Here is a 15,959-nt window from a genome sequence, read left to right as displayed (position 1 = left end):
AAAATACTATCAAGTATTACATTAATAATAGACAGCTATCACTTATCTAATTGAAAGGACAAAAAATCATGGGATTAATCTATTCAGCCACCGAATCTTCTAACTTAATGAGTAATATGACCACTAATTTATCACTTGCTCGGACAACGATCGATCAACTACGAACAGGGAGTCAACAAGTTGTTCAAGCGGTTGATGGCAAAAAACTCTCAGGAGCTGCTTATCAAGCTGGGAAAGGGCTGTTTTCTGAGTTGATCATTCCTATGATCAATCGGGTAAACACTGCGGTACAAGGGATTCAGTCAGACTTGAATCTTTACTCCGCCGCGCATCAAATGATTGCCAGTGAAGGATACTTGGATGAAGAAAATTTAAGTGGACAGATTCGTGCCAAATCATTTGCTAAACAATCGATTGAAAACCATGCGCAGACGATCAGGCACATCGCCAATACAAGCAACTTACCAGGTATCACAGAAATGCTGTCCGACTTCCATCGCAACTTGATGAGAATGTCAGACAGCCTGCAAGAAGACATTTACAAGTTGCAACGCAAACAGCAAAAACTTTATGCCTTTAATTCTCAAACCAGTGAACTGTTCAACAACAGTCTACTGGAATTAAAACTCGCCATGCAAAGCGTCTTAGTCTTGAATCAAACCACCGTAAAAACAGACGGAAGTTATATATTGTCGAGAGGGGTGGATGGAAGTTGGTTTGAGAAGTACAAACCAAACGGACAAGCTTTGTTGGAAGAATCTTCAACCAATGCCTACTTAGAACTGTATGCGGAGATCGAAAAATTGGTACAACCTCTGAAGGAAGGAAAAAACGATGCAATCAAACGACTTGAAATGTTGCTCAGCAATTATCCTGATGCATTGATAAACAAATTATTATCTAACGATGAATTTTGGATGTTTGCCAATCATCTACCTTCTGGACTACAAAATAAATTGATCAGCGCTCTTGCAAAATACGAAAGTTTAGGTAAGGCCATTGCCCAAGGGAAATGGCTTCCTAAAATCGATACGATAGGCAAAGCCTATCAATATTTTACTAAATTTACATCTCCCGTAAAAACCTACGTCAGCGAAGGATTGAAGAACTCCCACTTGATACAAGGAGCTAAAAAATGGGGTGTCGTCAAAGGATTAGGAACGGTAGGCCAAGTAGCTACTTACGCGCAATTAGGAGTCATTTTCGCAGCAAATGCGGTGAATGAATATGGAAAAACAGGAAGTATTGGTAAAGGAATAATAGGCGGTGGAATAGAGATGGTGAAGAGTATTGGTCCGTTAGAGGGGATGACGATTGGGAGTGCTATCGGAGGGGCTATTGGTACCGCAATTCCTATTCCATTTTTGGGAACAGTTTCGGGAGCTGTAGGAGGTGCGCTAATTGGAGGAGCTATAGGCGGGATAAATAAATTAGTGCAATTTGTTAAACCAGATATCTATAATAGTGCAAAAGAAGGAGCTTATAGTTTGCATGAAAAGGCGTATGAAGCGATAAGTGAGGTCACAAAAAAGATAGGGAAATCAGTGACACAAAATATAAGAACAGTAAAATGTGTTTACAGTAATATTCAGGTAGTGGGAAAATCAATAGGAAAGGTGCTATCTCCAGTAGAAAACTATTAGAGAATAGCTTTAGTGGATAAAAATCATGAAACAACTATTCAAAGCAACGTTCGAAGAGAGTTTAAATTTAAGTGATGACACATTTGTTACTTTTATGAATAAAGATGTTAATCAATTGCCGGATCCAACAGGTGGTAAAAAGGTAGTTGCTAGAGTTGTAGGAGTGCTATTACTTGCCTTTTTAATAGGAATTAATTATTTGATCGCCGTTATATCCACGAAAATTAGTGCAGGAGAATTAGGACCTAGTCCAGTTCCTATACCAGACATCAATTTTTTACCAATATGGTTGTTCTATTTATTATTTTTTGTGTGGGTAACTTTAGTTTTCATTTTTAGGGATAGAGGAGAGTATTACTTTACAAGGATACGAGCTCAATTCAACTTAAACTTATATATCATTTGGTTAGTGATAGAGATGAATCTTTTATTCATCACAGTATTTCTTAAACCACTAACCATTTTAGGTATGCTGTTCCTACTAGGATTGGTCGGACTAGTAGGTTATCTTGTATTTAGGACTAAAAAACGTACGCTTGAGTACGTATTATATGAAGTTGAAAGAAAAAAAGGCAAGATAGATAGGTTGGTAGATCAAGTAATGAAATTAGCAATGAAATATGGCTGGGGAATTGTGACCGTAGGTATAATATGGAAATTCGTTTGCCCGAAAAGTGGTGAAGTACGAACAGATTTTGTTGGATTTATCAGTATATTAGGTATGTGGATAGCTATGGATAGTGCAATCATTTTTGCAGAAGCCTATCTATATTTCCCCTATCTATTACATGGTTATTATAAATATAAATATCCAGAAGAATATCGCAATTGGGAAGGTAAGAGTCAGCTAGAATGGTACGGAGAAAAATATTTTAACAAGCATATCAAAGGAACAGCCAAAGAAGTGAAAGAGGAGAAATAGCCCAAAACTTGGATCTCGGCATCTATCTCAATGTAATCTTTGACTTTATTATTAAAATGAATCGCCTTAATCTGATAAATCTATTCTTTTTTCTAATGAATAACATAGGAAATTTTTGCATGGTTTTTAGCAAATTCTTGTCCTTTTACCTTACACTTACATGATAGGAATGACTATCAATAGCTTTGTTTTATTAAAATAAAAAACGTTAGATAAATCAACGAATGATACAGTGTCGTCAGTTTTTATAGTATAAATGAATACCATTTTAAAAAACAGAAAATAATATATTTTTGTTGAAATTCATGTATTTTGTAGCTCTTTTCTCTTTATTTTCGTCTATCTTTTATGAAATCCATATGTTAAAGTATTGGCGGAGATACTTTTGTTGATAGAGCTAAAATTTCCAAGAGATAAATGAGTGAATAAAAGTGAATTTAAAATAAAATAATCGATTAGATGTCAGGGAAAGAGGTGAAAGTCCTCTACAGACCTACCTACTGTAAGGTGGATGAAACCAATAGGACCACAGATCATTCTGGAAGGGTTGGGAGTAAAAGGAAACCAAGTCAGGAGACCGGTTTAACGGCAATGATGTTCTTTTGTAGGAGAAAGATCAAGTGTTTTGTTGTGCGATGGATCAAACTGTCTTCTCCTGTAAAAGGAAAGGCAGTTTTTATTTACTTTTAAAAAAAGTTGTTTGATAAGAGAATGGAAATGAAAGGGTTATCGTAAAAAAGTAATCACTGGGAAAAGTAAAAATGAGTCAAAGAAAGTGGGAAAAGATGATGAAAAAATTATCGAAATTAGTTGCTGTATTGGGATTGAGTGTAGTCTTTGGGTTGAGTGCTTGCTCAAATAATAACAACGAAACAAGCGAAACAGCAGAAACAACGACAGCTTCAGAAGTTGCTTTGCCGACGAAAGATCGTGGCGGTGAAGAAATCGAGATTCCTGAAGAAGTGGATAAAATGGTTTCTTTAGTTCCTTCAGTTACACAAGTGATCGATGATCTAGGACGTAAAGATCAATTAGTAGCGGTTGACACACAAAGCCCAGCAATGACAAAAGATATTGATGAGTTGCCACAAATTGATATGATGGCTGTGGATGCAGAAACATTGATTTCATTGAACCCACAAGTGATCTATGTTTCAGATATTAGTCTGCATGGCTCTGAAAATGTTTGGTCACAAGTAAAAGATGCAGGAATTACTGTCGTGAACGTTCCAACAAGTAATACCATTGAAGATATTGCTTTAGATGTCCAATTTATCGCGGATACTTTACAAGAGCATGAAAAAGGACAAGAATTAGTCGATACAATGAACAAAGAGATCGATGAAATCAAAGAAATTGGTGAAACGATTACGGATAAGAAAAAAGTATTGTTTGAGATTAGCGCATTACCTGAAATCTATAGCTTTGGTAAAGGCGTTTACTTGAATGAAATGATCGAACTTGTAGGTGCAGAAAATGTCTTAGCGGATCAAGAAAGCTGGATTCCAGTAACAGAAGAAGCAGCGATTGCTAGCAAGCCAGATGTGATTTTGACGAACGTGAATTACTTGGATGATGCAGTGCAAGAAATCTTAGATCGTGGCAACTGGAAAGACGTTCCTGCGGTGAAAAATGAAGCAGTATTCTATATCGATAACGCTGCGAGCTCTTTACCAAACCACCATATGACAAAAGCCTTAAAAGAAATGGCATTAGCAATCTACCCTGATGAATACCAATCGTTGGAAAATGAATAAACAAAGTCGGTTGCTGATAGCAGTGGTCTTAAGTATCATCGTGGTATTCTTTGGGATCAAAATCGGGAGTGTATCCATTCCTTTTGATACCTTGATCCAAGCATTATTTTCAAGAGGAGACAAACAGCTAGATGCAACGATCGTCACCATTCTTTGGCAGGTTCGCCTGCCGAGAGTGGTTTTGGCGTTTCTTGTAGGAGCTGCTTTGGCTGTGAGTGGAACGGTCATGCAATCCTTATTAGGTAATCCGTTGGCTTCTGCTTATACGCTAGGTGTGTCATCAGGGGCATCACTTGGCGCTGCGTTGATCATTGTTTCAGGAATCACTTTACCGTTGTTCCCGAATTTCACATTACCACTGACAGGTTTTATTTTTGGTTTGGCAACTGTTTTTATTGTCTTGATGATGAGTCAAAGAGTGGATCAGCAATTATCGAACCAAACGGTTATTTTAGTAGGGATGGTCATGACCTTGTTTGTTGGTGCGATGTTGACGATCGTCACGGCATTGTTCAAAGATCATTTGCAGCAATTAGTCTTCTGGCAAATGGGTAGCTTTTCAGGAAGCACGTGGGCAAAAATCCATATCTTTTTACCTATCTTACTATTTGGAACAATCGCTCTTTGGTTCTCTGCTAGAAGTTTAGATGTGTTATCTTTAGGTGAAGAAGAGGCGTTAATCTCTGGTGTAGATGTTCGAACGATCAAGCTATGGGTGATGGTTCTTGCGGCTTTACTTGCAGGAAGTGCGGTTTCATTTGTCGGCGTGATCGGATTTGTTGATTTGATTGCCCCCCATGTCATCCGACGTTACTTCGGTGCCAGTCATCGTTGGGTCATTCCAGGAGCAGCACTGTTAGGTGGCAGTATGATGGTCGTCGGCGATACGATTTCTCGAACGCTATTATCTCCCCAAGAAATCCCGATCGGCGCTGTCACAGCATTGATTGGTGCGCCCTTTTTTGCCTATGTTTATTTCAAACGAAAGTGAGTGTTTTACAATTATGAAAGATATTTATCGAAGTCCTTATGAGGCTTATCCATTTTTAGCAGACGATGCAGATGATTTACGTTGCGATTATGAATTACACACCGATCGCTTATCTTCAGAAATCGGGCTATTACGCGCAAAGTGTGAAGAATCTCCTTTTTACGAAGAGTTAGAGAAAATCGGTGAATTGGTTTATCATGCCAATGCGTGTGTGCGTACAAAAATGACGATCACGCAAGAAGAAATCGACTGGTTAAAGAGTCGTGTTGATAAATTGAATGCAGAAAGAACAAACCAAAGCGGACCATTTTTCTTGCCTCAAGGAAGTGAACGAGGTGCATTAGCTCATATTTTACGTGTCGATTGTAAAGTAATCGTTCGTTTGCTCTATCGCCATCTTTATCAAGGGAAAAAAGTCGATTCAGGCTTGCTAGACTTTTTCAATTTGTTGTCTGGTTACTTCTTCATGATCGCGCTGAAATTCAACCAAGAAGACGACGTAACGGAAATTCCTTTTGTCAGCAGAAATTACCGCTAAAGGAGGAAAAGTGATGACATTGAAGCTATCGCAAGTCAAAGCTGGCTATGGCTCAGTAAAAATCATCAAAGAAGTTTTCTTCGAGCTGAACAAAGGTGAGAACCTATGTATCCTAGGACCTAACGGCTGTGGCAAGACGACCGTATTGAAATCAATTGCAGGCATCCTTTCCTACGAAGGATCGATCACGATCGATGGAAAAGAAGTCCGCACGATGAAGCGCAAAGAAGCTGCACGCAAAGTTGCTTTACTCAGCCAGTTTTCAACTATTGCCTTTGATTACACCGTCTATGAAACCGTCATGATGGGCCGCTATACGCACATCAAACAAGGACTATGGTCAGTCACCACAGCAGAAGACCGAGAAAAAGTCATGGAGTGCCTGACACTAACCAATTTGTTGGAATTGAAAGACCACCCCGTCAATCAACTTTCCGGTGGCCAAAAGCAACGCGTCTTCCTAGCTAAAGTACTAGCCCAAGACCCAGATATCTTATTACTAGACGAACCCAATAACCATCTCGATATCAAGCACCAGCTCGAACTCATCGGCTATTTAAAAGACTGGGGCAAGAACCAAGACAAAACAATCATTGGCGTCTTCCACGACATCCGTTTAGCCCTGTCATTAAGTGATCAAGTCCTATTCATGAAAGCAGGCCAAGTCATCAAGCAAGGCCCATTTTTGGAAACAGCTTCAAGGAAACTACTTAAAGATATCTTTGATGTCGATCTAGTGAAACATTTTCAGGAACAGAGTGAGATTTGGGAGAAGTTGGGGGAAGGGTTATTGTAAATTACTAAATAATTATAGAAATCCTGAGATTAATTGTAATAAATCTCAGGATTTCTTGTTTTATATAACGATTATAGAAGAAAGTTATGGCTATCTGATCGCCCCTTTTGTTAGAGACAAAGATGCGATCCAAGCGGCGGTATTATTAGCGGAAGCTGCGTTAGATCGCCATTTATCAGGGCAGGATTTGATTGATCGCTTACATGAACTGTATGAAGAATACGGCTACTATGAAGAACATTTGGAAACACAGATTTTTTCTGGGAAAGATCGAATCATCCAAATGAACCAACGACTGGATCGTCTGAGAGAACAATCATTTTCGCATTTAGGAGAGTTTGTCCTTTCCTGTACAGAAGATTATGCTACGTCACTAAGAACGACGCCAAATCAACAATCATCTACGATTGACCTACCCACTTCCAATGTCTTAAAGTATATATTCACAGATGGTTCATGGTTCTGTCTACGACCATCAGGTACAGAACCAAAGTTTAAGATTTATTATTCAGTGAAGGATAAAACTCAAACTTCTGCACGTGCGAAATTGCTTCGCTTACAGAAGGAATTTCAGAAATTGTTGGATCACTTATAAATATACTAAACATACTAAGATTGGTGGGTAAGATATTTGACGAAATATTTTACCCACTATTTTTTTGTCATCAAGTATAGTAAGAGTGAAAGAAAGCTCGGACATGACCTCACGGATTTTGAGTCCGAATCATAAAACGAGCTTCTACACTACCATTCTAGAATCTGTTTTAAGTATGTTGGTAATCCGTGTAAAGATAAGTTGAATCGGGATTAATCAGTGAAGGTTTTTCAATCAAATAATAAAGGAGAAGTCGCATGTCCTTTATTTTAGCTTTTGACGTATCTAAAGGAGTAAGGTGCAAAGTGCTCTACCATGATGATTACTGTCTCACTGAAGGGAAAGACCCTCACAATCAATAAGGCTTCCGCTAGTTATTATGAAGAAATCACCGCACTACCAGAATTACCTGAAATTTTTTTGTAGCCACCGCAACTTAGATGGTTATCTACTCTATCTTTTTTAGCGATAGCAAATTTAGCAGAGACTGTCCTCCAAATAGTTGAATAGCAATATTTGGAGGGCTTTTTTTATAGATTATTTGATATTACTCGGTAAAAAAAATGGGGAAAAATCAATGTCAAGTTCAAATTTTGCTCTTAATGATGAAAAAATATGGACTGCTTAACTCTTCTTATTCCTGTTAAAATGAATTATAATAAAGTAAAAGTCTGTCGTATTATCTCAGTGTTCGCTAGATATTTTCACTTAACGTTTGTTATTAGTAGTGGAACGAAGCATTAATATGAGATAAATAATTGTTATTACTTTATAAAAATTATTATTTTTTTAACAAAAAATTCATAACTAACATGTATCTTAAAAATAACTAAAGAAAAGGATGTAAGAAAATTGAAAAAAAAGTCTACGTATAAATTAGTTTCATTTGTATTTCTTTCACAAATGTTACTAACTACGCCTTTACAAGTATTAGCAGATGAACAAGTTTTTTCTGCGGACCAACCAGTAACAGCGGAAGCCCAAACAGAAACAACGACGGATTCGTCTGATACCACAGGTGAAGATAACACAACAGATACAACAACAGATGGTACAGAAGAATCAACGCCACCGTCTACTGGTGATTCAAGTGAACCAACCACACCTGATACTTCAGAACCGACAGAGCCAAGCACACCGGAGGAAACAACACCAATGGAGCCGACAAAACCAACAGAACCGACGAAGCCGACAGAGCCGAGTCAGCCACAAAAACCAACGCCACCATCAACTGGCGGTTCTACTGGAGAAACACAACCAACTACACCACAGCCGAGTCAGCCGACACAACCAGCTGCACCTGTGGCACCAACGCCTGCTCCTGCAGCGCCAGTTGCTCAAGAGGTACGTCAACCTTCTGCAACTACACCGATTCAAGATCTTGTACCATCAAGTCAAGAAACGGATGAAGGATCGATCCATTTTGAAAAAGATGAATCAGTTGAGAGCTTCATTCGCAAAATCGGTGAATCTTCTCGAGAAATCGGGCAAGAACATGATTTATACGCATCAGTGATGATCGCCCAAGCGATTTTAGAATCAGCTAGTGGACAAAGCCAGTTGGCGCAAGCCCCTAACTACAATCTTTTTGGGATCAAAGGTACACACGAGGGCAATGGTGTGACTTTTGCCACACAAGAAGATGCTGGTGATGGTACATTGTATACGATCCAAGCAACATTCAGAAAATATGCCAACTATGAAGAAAGTCTTGAAGACTATGCTAAATTAATGACTGAAGGATTGACTGGAAATAGTGAGTTCTATTCAGGTGCTTGGAAATCCAATGCAGAAACTTATAAAGAAGCAACAGAATTTTTAACAGGCCGTTACGCAACAGATACAAGATATAACGAAAAACTAAATGGTCTGATCGAAACTTATGATTTAGAACAATATGACAAAGAAGTTGCCGGACCTGAAGTGAATAAAGAAGGATATATCGTGCCATTAAGAAATTATACGATTTCTAGCCCATTTGGTCCTCGTGGTGGTGAATTCCACCGTGGATTAGATTTTGCGGCACCTCAAGGGGAGCCAATCTATGCTAGTAAAGCGGGTACTGTGATCAAAGCAGAATTCCATCCTTCATGGGGAAATTATGTTGCCATTGAACATGAAGATGGCACAACAGCGCTTTATGCTCATCAACAAGAATACGTTGTGAAAGTTGATGATGAAGTTGAACAAGGACAAATCATTGGGTTTGTCGGTTCTACTGGTAATAGTACAGGCAGCCATCTGCATTTTGAGATCAGTCGTGACAACAGCTTATCTCAAGCGCAATTGATTGATCCAGCAACTGTTTTGTTTTAATTAGTGATAATGAAAAAATGCCATTGGAAGAGTTCTCCCTTCCAATGGCATTTTTATTTGACTCAATTAGTGATTCATCGGCCGATCAGCCAACAAAACGAATTTGAATGAATCGACTTGATGCCAACTTTCTGTGTATTGAAAGTGGGTATAATCAGTCAAATATGCCCAGTTCCTAACAACAAAGATGTTTTTGTCATGTTTTCCTAAATCTAAATATTGTGCGATCGGAGTAGTGATATTCTCAACAGAAATTTCTTTTTTTGAACAGTTCAATTTCAAATGCAACTGATTTTCAAGGTAACGATATAGCGATTGGTCAATGATTTCTTTGGTTAGATCTGGAACGACAGTGGTACGCAAATAATCTACTTCTAGAATCAATGCACGACCATTCAACAAGCGGCGACGTAGCAAATACCAGACGGATTCACCTAAACTAAAACCGGAGTTTTCTCTAAGTTGCTCGTCCACGATAATTTTTTTCAATGACAAAATCTCTGTGTTGAAGGAATGATTTTCGGAATGATATTTTTCTGAAGTTCCTGACAGATCACTAACAAAAAAATCGATTTTGTCGTGAGCAATCACTTTACTACCTCGAGCAGGTATTTTTTCGATATACCCTGTGGATTCTAAACTTTTTAATGCTGAACGGATCGTGTCACGTGTCACACCGAATTCTGCCATTAATTTTCGTTCACTTGGAAGAAAGGAATCGGGAGGATACTCTCCTTGATGGATACGTTCGAGAATCAGATTCGATAGTTGTTCATATTTCCTCAAATTTACTTCCTTGCCTTTCTATAAATAATCATGAGGAAAAATTTATTCTTTCCTATTTGGTATGTATTATATCATACCAGTTTCTTCTTAGAGGGTGAATTTAGCACTTAATTTTCTCTTAAAAACGATATGCACCAGTTTAAAATTAAAATTTGATTATAAAAATTAAATTATCTTTCATTTTGCGATTTGTAAGGGCTTTATTTTTCCGCTATAGTACGTGGTAAGAAATGCTATTTTTGGAGAATCGAAAGTAGTACCATCATCGATAAGATAGGAGAAGATAAAGATGAACGAGTTTATAAATAATAAGATGTTGCCGATTGCTGCAAAAGTTTCGAACAATAAGATTTTGATTGCGATTCGAAATGGGATTACTTTAGCTTTACCACTGATAATTACTGGATCACTGTTTTTGATTCTTTCCTCATTTCCAGTGGACGCTTGGACTGATTTCTTAAGTGCCCATGGGATTGATACTTATTTGAATAAAGGTGTCACGGCTAGTTTTGGGATCATGGGTCTTGTTGCGGCTTTTGGAATTGCGAATGCCTTAGCTGTTCAGTATGAAAAGGACGGAGTATCCGCAGGGATCATTTCTATTTCTTCTTTCTTACTTGTGACACCTAACATCGTCTCAGATGATGGTGTCGGCATTCCAACTGCATTTATGGGTGCGCAAGGGCTTTTTGTGGCAATGGTTATTGCAATTATTTCTACACTGATCTTCAAATGGTTCATTGACCACAACATTCAAGTCCGTTTACCGGATTCTGTCCCTCCAGCTGTTGCGAAAAGTTTCTCTGCCTTGATACCAGGTGCATCCATTCTAACATTTTGGTTGATCATTTATGCAATATTCCAAATGACTGATTGGGGTTCAGGAAACATTCACCAACTGTTGATGGAAATCTTTGGTGGTCCTCTAGGGTTGTTAGGGGGAACATTGGGTGGTACGTTAGTATCGATTTTCTTAGTTTCACTGTTCTGGTTCATGGGTATCCACGGCGCCAATGTCGTGAATTCTGTGATCATGCCGATCTGGTTGATGAATACGGATGCTAACCGTGTAGCAGTAGAAGCTGGTGAGAAATTACCACATATCATTACACAACCCTTCATGGAAAACTTTGTTTATATGGGTGGTGGAGGAGCTACGCTAGGTTTAGTCATTGCGGCAGCAATTGTTGGTTTGAGAAAAAATTCGTCGAAAATGACCAAAACGATGGTTCCATTAACATTGACACCAGGTATTTTCAATATCAATGAACCGGCAATGTTTGGGATGCCGATCGTGTTGAATGTTACGTTGTTGATTCCATTTATTTTGGCACCGATGGTCAATGCTGTGGTGACGTATTTTGCGATGTCCCTTGGTTTTGTTCACGGAACGGTAGGAATTGCGGTTCCTTGGACCATGCCTCCTGTCATCTCAGGTTTTCTAGCTACAGGGGGCCATATCTCAGGTTCAATTATCCAAATCATTTGCTTGATTTTGAATATTTTGATTTATTTACCATTCTTCGGAGTGATGGAAAAACAAAACCGCATGAATGAAATGCAAGAAATTTAAGGAGGAAATAATATGGTGAAACGATTTATTAGCGCTCAAACATCAGAGATCATGACGATGACTGGGGCAGAATTGAAACAATCGATCAAAGCAAGTGAAGGACGTGTGATTTGTTCAGAAAACGTGGTCATCCGGGACAGTAATATTGAAGATGTCACCAACTCTGAAATTGCCCGTGCGTATGGCGCTGATTTTATTTTATTGAATGCTTTTGATGCATTAAAACCAGTCGTTTCAGGTTTGAAAGGTAAGGAAGAAGAGCCGATCATTCAAACGTTACGAAAAGTAGTCGGCAGACCGATTGGTGCGAATCTTGAACCGGTTGATTTTGAGGCGAAGATGGCAGAAGATCGCCTTGATATCCCAGAGGGGCGTCAAGCGACTCGTGAAACAATGGAAGCAGCCAAAAAACAGGGATTAGATTTTATCTGTTTGACAGGAAATCCAGGAAGTGGTGTCACCAATGATGCCATTACAAAAGCAATCTCAATGGCAAAAGAATACTTTGGGGGCATGATCATCGCTGGAAAAATGCATGGTGCGGGAGTAGATGAACCAGTAGCAGATCTGGAAGCAATCAAATCCTTCATCGAAGCAGGTGCGGATGTGATCTTAGTTCCTGCGGTAGGAACAGTTCCAGGGTTTGATGATATTGAATTAAAAGCGGCGGTCAAAGTGATCCATGCAGCGGGCGCGCTAGTGATGTCAGCAATTGGTACGAGCCAAGAATCATCCGATTCAGACACGATCAAACAAATTGTGATCCAAAATAAAATTTGTGGTGTGGATATCCAACATATCGGGGATGCCGGCTACTCGGGAATCGCTCCGGTAGAAAATATCATGGCGATGAGCCGTGCGATCCGTGGAAACCGTCATACGATCGCGATGATGTCACGCTCGATCGTGCGTTAGAAATTTAAGTGATTAAATGGACACTACTTTCATTTTAGATATATTCTAAAAAGTGAAAGTGGAGGTCCTTTTTTTATTACTATTGTTCAAGCAACTAATTAACAATATATACAATTGGTATAGCGGCAATTTGCTTTGTGTTGTGATTTCTATCAGTAATCACAATTTTATAGACTATCTGAAGTTAAATTCAAAAAAAGTTTTTAGGAAGAAATTTGAAGTTAACTTCAAATTTTAATATAAGTGTGAGGTATTTTACTATTCACATAGTTAGATGCTAAGATTTATTTTGACAAACTTGAAAGAAGCGATTACACTAGTGAAAAGAAGCACACAACGATGTGTGCGTATGAATACGGCAATGACGCCTAAAAAAGTAGAGCTTTTTCTGCTTTTTTAGGCTTTTTTTATGGAGGAGAGGTAAATGAGGAGAATCATTTTAATGGGTGCGATTGGCTGTGGAAAGACAACTCTTTGTCAAGCCTTGCGAGGAGAAGCGATCGTTTATGATAAGACCCAAGCGGTAGAATTTCATCCTGAGATGATCGATACACCAGGGGAATTTATTCTACATCGCCAATACTACGCTGCTTTGACTGTAACAGCAGCAGAAGCAGATGTCATTGGTTTGGTGCAAAGTGCGTTAGACCAAGAACAGATTTTTTCACCAGGATTTGGCCACATCTTTCCAAAAGAAGTCATCGGGATCATGACCAAAGTTGATCTAGTGAAAGACGAGAAAGAGTTGACGCGTGTACATGAACAATTGCTTGCAGCTGGAGCAACGAAGCTGTTTGAAGTCTCATCAGTCGAAAAAACGGGACTAGCAGAATTGATTGAGTACTTAGGAGGAGAATCATGAAAATCTACACAAAAACAGGCGACAAGGGAATGACAAAATTAGTTGGCGGTCATAGTGTATCGAAAGATTCAGATCGTGTGGAAAGTTATGGAACGATCGATGAATTGAACTCATGGTTGGGCTATACGATCAGTCAATTGTCAAAAGAACAAGAGGTTTTTAAGAAAGAATTGGAAGAACTACAACAACTTTTATTCGATGTAGGGACTGATTTATCAACGGTCTTGGAAGATGGACGACCGCTGAAAGTCCAACAAGAGAGCGTTACTTGGTTGGAAGAACGGATTGATTTTTATACACAGCAATCGCCGGATATCGAACGATTTATTTTACCAGGGGGCTGTCAAGGAGCGAGCATGGTCCATGTGGCGCGAACAATTGCTCGTCGCGGGGAACGACATATCGTCCGTTTAAGTGCGACTGCGGCGATCAATCCTGAAGTGATCGTGTTTGTGAATCGCTTGTCTGACTATTTTTATGCGTTGGCGCGTTATATGAATGTGCAAATGGGGCAAGAGGATGTTTTTTATACAAGAGGAGAGAAGGTCTTCCATAAGATAAAAGAAGAAGGTTTATAAAAAGTGTTTGATTTTTCACAAACAGTGTGGTAAAGTGCTGTTAGATTAATCAAATGTTTATGAGAGATACGAATGGAAGCCAGTGAGATGCTGGCACGGTCCCGCCACTGTGATAAAGCGTTCGAGCTTTTAAGTCAGGTCTTTTCTTATTTTTCATTATTGGGCAAACTGTTTCGAGGCAAAACAGGGTGTTGCTAAAAAAATGACGTTTTTTGAAAGTCAGCCCAAGAATATTTGATTCAATCCCACACATAGCACGATGATGTGTATGGGAATATTGGGCTGGTCTTTCAATGGGGAAAGAGATTTCAAGTACAATGGCGTACTGCTGATTCCCAGCGCATGTGTTGATTAATAATTACAGAATAGACACCATACACTGTTGTATGGATTGTAAAAGAAGCAAAGGGGCTTCAGACAAATGGATCTTGTGATTTCCATTGGTTTGAAGCCTCTTTTATTTTGGTTTCAAGGAGGAATGTTCGTGGAAAGTATACAATTCTCGACACAGATCATTGTGGGAGAAGATGCGTTACGAAGTCTTGAGAGTGTCAAAGATAAGCGTGTTTTCATCGTTACTGATCCCTTTATGGTAGAAAATGGTCTGGTAGAAAAAGTCATGACTTATTTAAATCAGTATCACGTATTTAGTGATATTGTTCCTGATCCACCACTTGATAAAATCGTTTCAGGAATCAAAGAAATGGAAAGATTTCAAAGTGAAGTCATCGTAGCAATCGGTGGCGGTTCAGCCATCGATGCAGCGAAAGCAATGAAATATTTTGGGCAAAAGACAATGGATCTCTTGACTGCCCAATTTATTGCAATCCCAACCACCAGTGGGACAGGGTCTGAGGTGACAAACTTCTCAGTGATCACGATCAGTGAATTGGGATTGAAGATCCCTTTAGTAACAGAAGAGATCCAACCGGATATAGCGATATTAGACACTGGACTGGTCATGAGTGTCCCACCAAAAATCACTGCCGATACGGGAATGGATGTGCTGACCCATGTGATTGAATCCTACGTTTCTACAGAAGCAAATGGGGTAGCAGATGCCTTATGTGAGAAAGTGGTTGCTTTAGTTTTCGAATATTTAGAGCGAGCCTACAAAAATGGGCAAGACAAAGAAGCAAGAGAGCAAATGCACTTAGCCTCTTGTATGGCAGGGATGGCGTTCAATTCAACTTCATTAGGGTTGAATCATGGAATCGCTCATGCAGCTGGCGCTCGTTTACATGTGCCACATGGACGGATCAATGGGATCTTACTGCCAGAAGTGATTGCTTACAATAGTGGTTTAGAAAATGGTCAAGTGACTGAAATCAAAGTGGCTGAACGATATGCGGCATTAGCAAACTGCATAAGCAATACGCAAACGAAAAATCCTCGTTTAGGTGTGCAGAATTTGATTCGTATGATCAAACAGCTGCGAGAAAAATTAGAGATGCCAGCGACGTTGAGTGAATACGGCTTGTCTTCAAAAGAAGTATTAGTACAAGAAGAAGCAATTACCACCTCTGCCTTAGCAGATGGTTGCACGAGAACGAATCCTCGTAAGGCAGATGAAAAAGGCGTTAGAGCAATATTAAAAGCCATTTTATAAAGATTGACATCGTGAAAAGGTTAACATATAATGAATGAGCACAACGGAGTGCTTCAAAATTTAAGAGCAATGGGGCCC

At 39.1% G+C, this 15,959-nt stretch carries 14 protein-coding genes and 2 riboswitches; of the genes, 13 read left to right on the top strand and 1 reads right to left on the bottom strand.

Annotation, left to right across the window (positions count from 1 at the left end; translation table 11 throughout):
- Positions 1-68: 68 nt before the first annotated feature.
- From IGJ99_RS11130 to IGJ99_RS11095, 8 genes are all read left to right on the top strand, one after another.
- A complete protein-coding gene (locus tag IGJ99_RS11130; RefSeq protein ID WP_409173570.1) occupies positions 69-1,643 on the top strand; it encodes a hypothetical protein in 1,575 nt (524 codons plus the stop codon).
- A gap of 25 nt (positions 1,644-1,668) precedes the next feature.
- The gene (locus IGJ99_RS11125) at positions 1,669-2,565 is read left to right on the top strand and encodes a hypothetical protein (RefSeq protein WP_409173569.1); all 897 of its coding nucleotides are present in this window, start codon (positions 1,669-1,671) and stop codon (positions 2,563-2,565) included.
- A 428-nt stretch (positions 2,566-2,993) separates the two neighbouring features.
- A riboswitch (cobalamin riboswitch) is annotated at positions 2,994-3,165 on the top strand.
- 188 nt (positions 3,166-3,353) lie between these two features.
- A complete protein-coding gene (locus IGJ99_RS11120) occupies positions 3,354-4,322 on the top strand; it encodes an ABC transporter substrate-binding protein (RefSeq protein WP_306795956.1) in 969 nt (322 codons plus the stop codon).
- The gene (locus IGJ99_RS11115) at positions 4,315-5,313 is read left to right on the top strand and encodes a FecCD family ABC transporter permease (protein WP_409173940.1); all 999 of its coding nucleotides are present in this window, start codon (positions 4,315-4,317) and stop codon (positions 5,311-5,313) included. The genes IGJ99_RS11120 and IGJ99_RS11115 overlap by 8 nt, the downstream gene beginning before the upstream one ends.
- 13 nt (positions 5,314-5,326) lie before the next feature.
- Positions 5,327-5,851, top strand: coding sequence for an ATP:cob(I)alamin adenosyltransferase (locus tag IGJ99_RS11110; protein WP_409173568.1), 525 nt, complete (start codon positions 5,327-5,329; stop codon positions 5,849-5,851).
- Positions 5,852-5,864: 13 nt separating this feature from the next.
- The gene (locus IGJ99_RS11105) at positions 5,865-6,647 is read left to right on the top strand and encodes an ABC transporter ATP-binding protein (RefSeq protein ID WP_438770827.1); all 783 of its coding nucleotides are present in this window, start codon (positions 5,865-5,867) and stop codon (positions 6,645-6,647) included.
- Between the two features lie 55 nt (positions 6,648-6,702).
- Entirely contained in the window at positions 6,703-7,242 is a 540-nt protein-coding gene (locus IGJ99_RS11100; protein ID WP_224434193.1) for a hypothetical protein, read from the top strand.
- 852 nt (positions 7,243-8,094) lie between these two features.
- Positions 8,095-9,558 (top strand): peptidoglycan DD-metalloendopeptidase family protein, encoded by a 1,464-nt coding sequence (locus IGJ99_RS11095; protein WP_438748519.1) that lies wholly within the window; start codon positions 8,095-8,097, stop codon positions 9,556-9,558.
- A 66-nt stretch (positions 9,559-9,624) separates the two neighbouring features.
- Here the strand turns inward: IGJ99_RS11095 and IGJ99_RS11090 are convergent, their stop codons facing one another.
- On the bottom strand, positions 9,625-10,344 hold the full coding sequence (locus IGJ99_RS11090; protein ID WP_438748516.1) for a UTRA domain-containing protein: 720 nt from the start codon (positions 10,342-10,344) through the stop codon (positions 9,625-9,627).
- 289 nt (positions 10,345-10,633) lie between these two features.
- On the opposite strand from IGJ99_RS11090, the gene celB reads away from it, so the two are divergent.
- From celB to IGJ99_RS11065, 5 genes are all read left to right on the top strand, one after another.
- A complete protein-coding gene (gene celB, locus IGJ99_RS11085) occupies positions 10,634-11,917 on the top strand; it encodes a PTS cellobiose transporter subunit IIC (RefSeq protein ID WP_438748513.1) in 1,284 nt (427 codons plus the stop codon).
- Positions 11,918-11,929: 12 nt separating this feature from the next.
- Positions 11,930-12,832 (top strand): DUF7916 family protein, encoded by a 903-nt coding sequence (locus tag IGJ99_RS11080; RefSeq protein ID WP_438770826.1) that lies wholly within the window; start codon positions 11,930-11,932, stop codon positions 12,830-12,832.
- 424 nt (positions 12,833-13,256) lie between these two features.
- Entirely contained in the window at positions 13,257-13,694 is a 438-nt protein-coding gene (locus IGJ99_RS11075; protein ID WP_409173565.1) for a EutP/PduV family microcompartment system protein, read from the top strand.
- On the top strand, positions 13,691-14,272 hold the full coding sequence (locus IGJ99_RS11070; RefSeq protein WP_023520164.1) for a cob(I)yrinic acid a,c-diamide adenosyltransferase: 582 nt from the start codon (positions 13,691-13,693) through the stop codon (positions 14,270-14,272). The genes IGJ99_RS11075 and IGJ99_RS11070 overlap by 4 nt, the downstream gene beginning before the upstream one ends.
- A gap of 47 nt (positions 14,273-14,319) precedes the next feature.
- Positions 14,320-14,469: riboswitch (adenosylcobalamin (AdoCbl) riboswitch) on the top strand.
- Between the two features lie 287 nt (positions 14,470-14,756).
- Positions 14,757-15,881, top strand: coding sequence for a 1-propanol dehydrogenase PduQ (locus tag IGJ99_RS11065; RefSeq protein WP_438748507.1), 1,125 nt, complete (start codon positions 14,757-14,759; stop codon positions 15,879-15,881).
- Positions 15,882-15,959: the final 78 nt, after the last annotated feature.

The organism is Enterococcus sp. AZ095b, from assembly GCF_051714725.1.
GTDB classification, from domain to species: Bacteria; Bacillota; Bacilli; order Lactobacillales; family Enterococcaceae; genus Enterococcus_B; species Enterococcus_B pernyi.
The sequence above is the reverse complement of the archived record's forward strand: the minus strand, read 5'-3'. Positions and strand labels throughout refer to the sequence as shown.

What these genes read in the sequence shown, in the direction of transcription:
- IGJ99_RS11130 (WP_409173570.1), top strand. Translation starts at nt 69, where the DNA reads ATGGGATTAATCTATTCAGCCACCGAATCTTCTAACTTAATGAGTAAT.
- IGJ99_RS11125 (WP_409173569.1), top strand. Translation starts at nt 1,669, where the DNA reads ATGAAACAACTATTCAAAGCAACGTTCGAAGAGAGTTTAAATTTAAGT.
- IGJ99_RS11120 (WP_306795956.1), top strand. Translation starts at nt 3,354, where the DNA reads ATGAAAAAATTATCGAAATTAGTTGCTGTATTGGGATTGAGTGTAGTC.
- IGJ99_RS11115 (WP_409173940.1), top strand. Translation starts at nt 4,315, where the DNA reads ATGAATAAACAAAGTCGGTTGCTGATAGCAGTGGTCTTAAGTATCATC.
- IGJ99_RS11110 (WP_409173568.1), top strand. Translation starts at nt 5,327, where the DNA reads ATGAAAGATATTTATCGAAGTCCTTATGAGGCTTATCCATTTTTAGCA.
- IGJ99_RS11105 (WP_438770827.1), top strand. Translation starts at nt 5,865, where the DNA reads ATGACATTGAAGCTATCGCAAGTCAAAGCTGGCTATGGCTCAGTAAAA.
- celB (WP_438748513.1), top strand. Translation starts at nt 10,634, where the DNA reads ATGAACGAGTTTATAAATAATAAGATGTTGCCGATTGCTGCAAAAGTT.
- IGJ99_RS11080 (WP_438770826.1), top strand. Translation starts at nt 11,930, where the DNA reads ATGGTGAAACGATTTATTAGCGCTCAAACATCAGAGATCATGACGATG.
- IGJ99_RS11075 (WP_409173565.1), top strand. Translation starts at nt 13,257, where the DNA reads ATGAGGAGAATCATTTTAATGGGTGCGATTGGCTGTGGAAAGACAACT.
- IGJ99_RS11070 (WP_023520164.1), top strand. Translation starts at nt 13,691, where the DNA reads ATGAAAATCTACACAAAAACAGGCGACAAGGGAATGACAAAATTAGTT.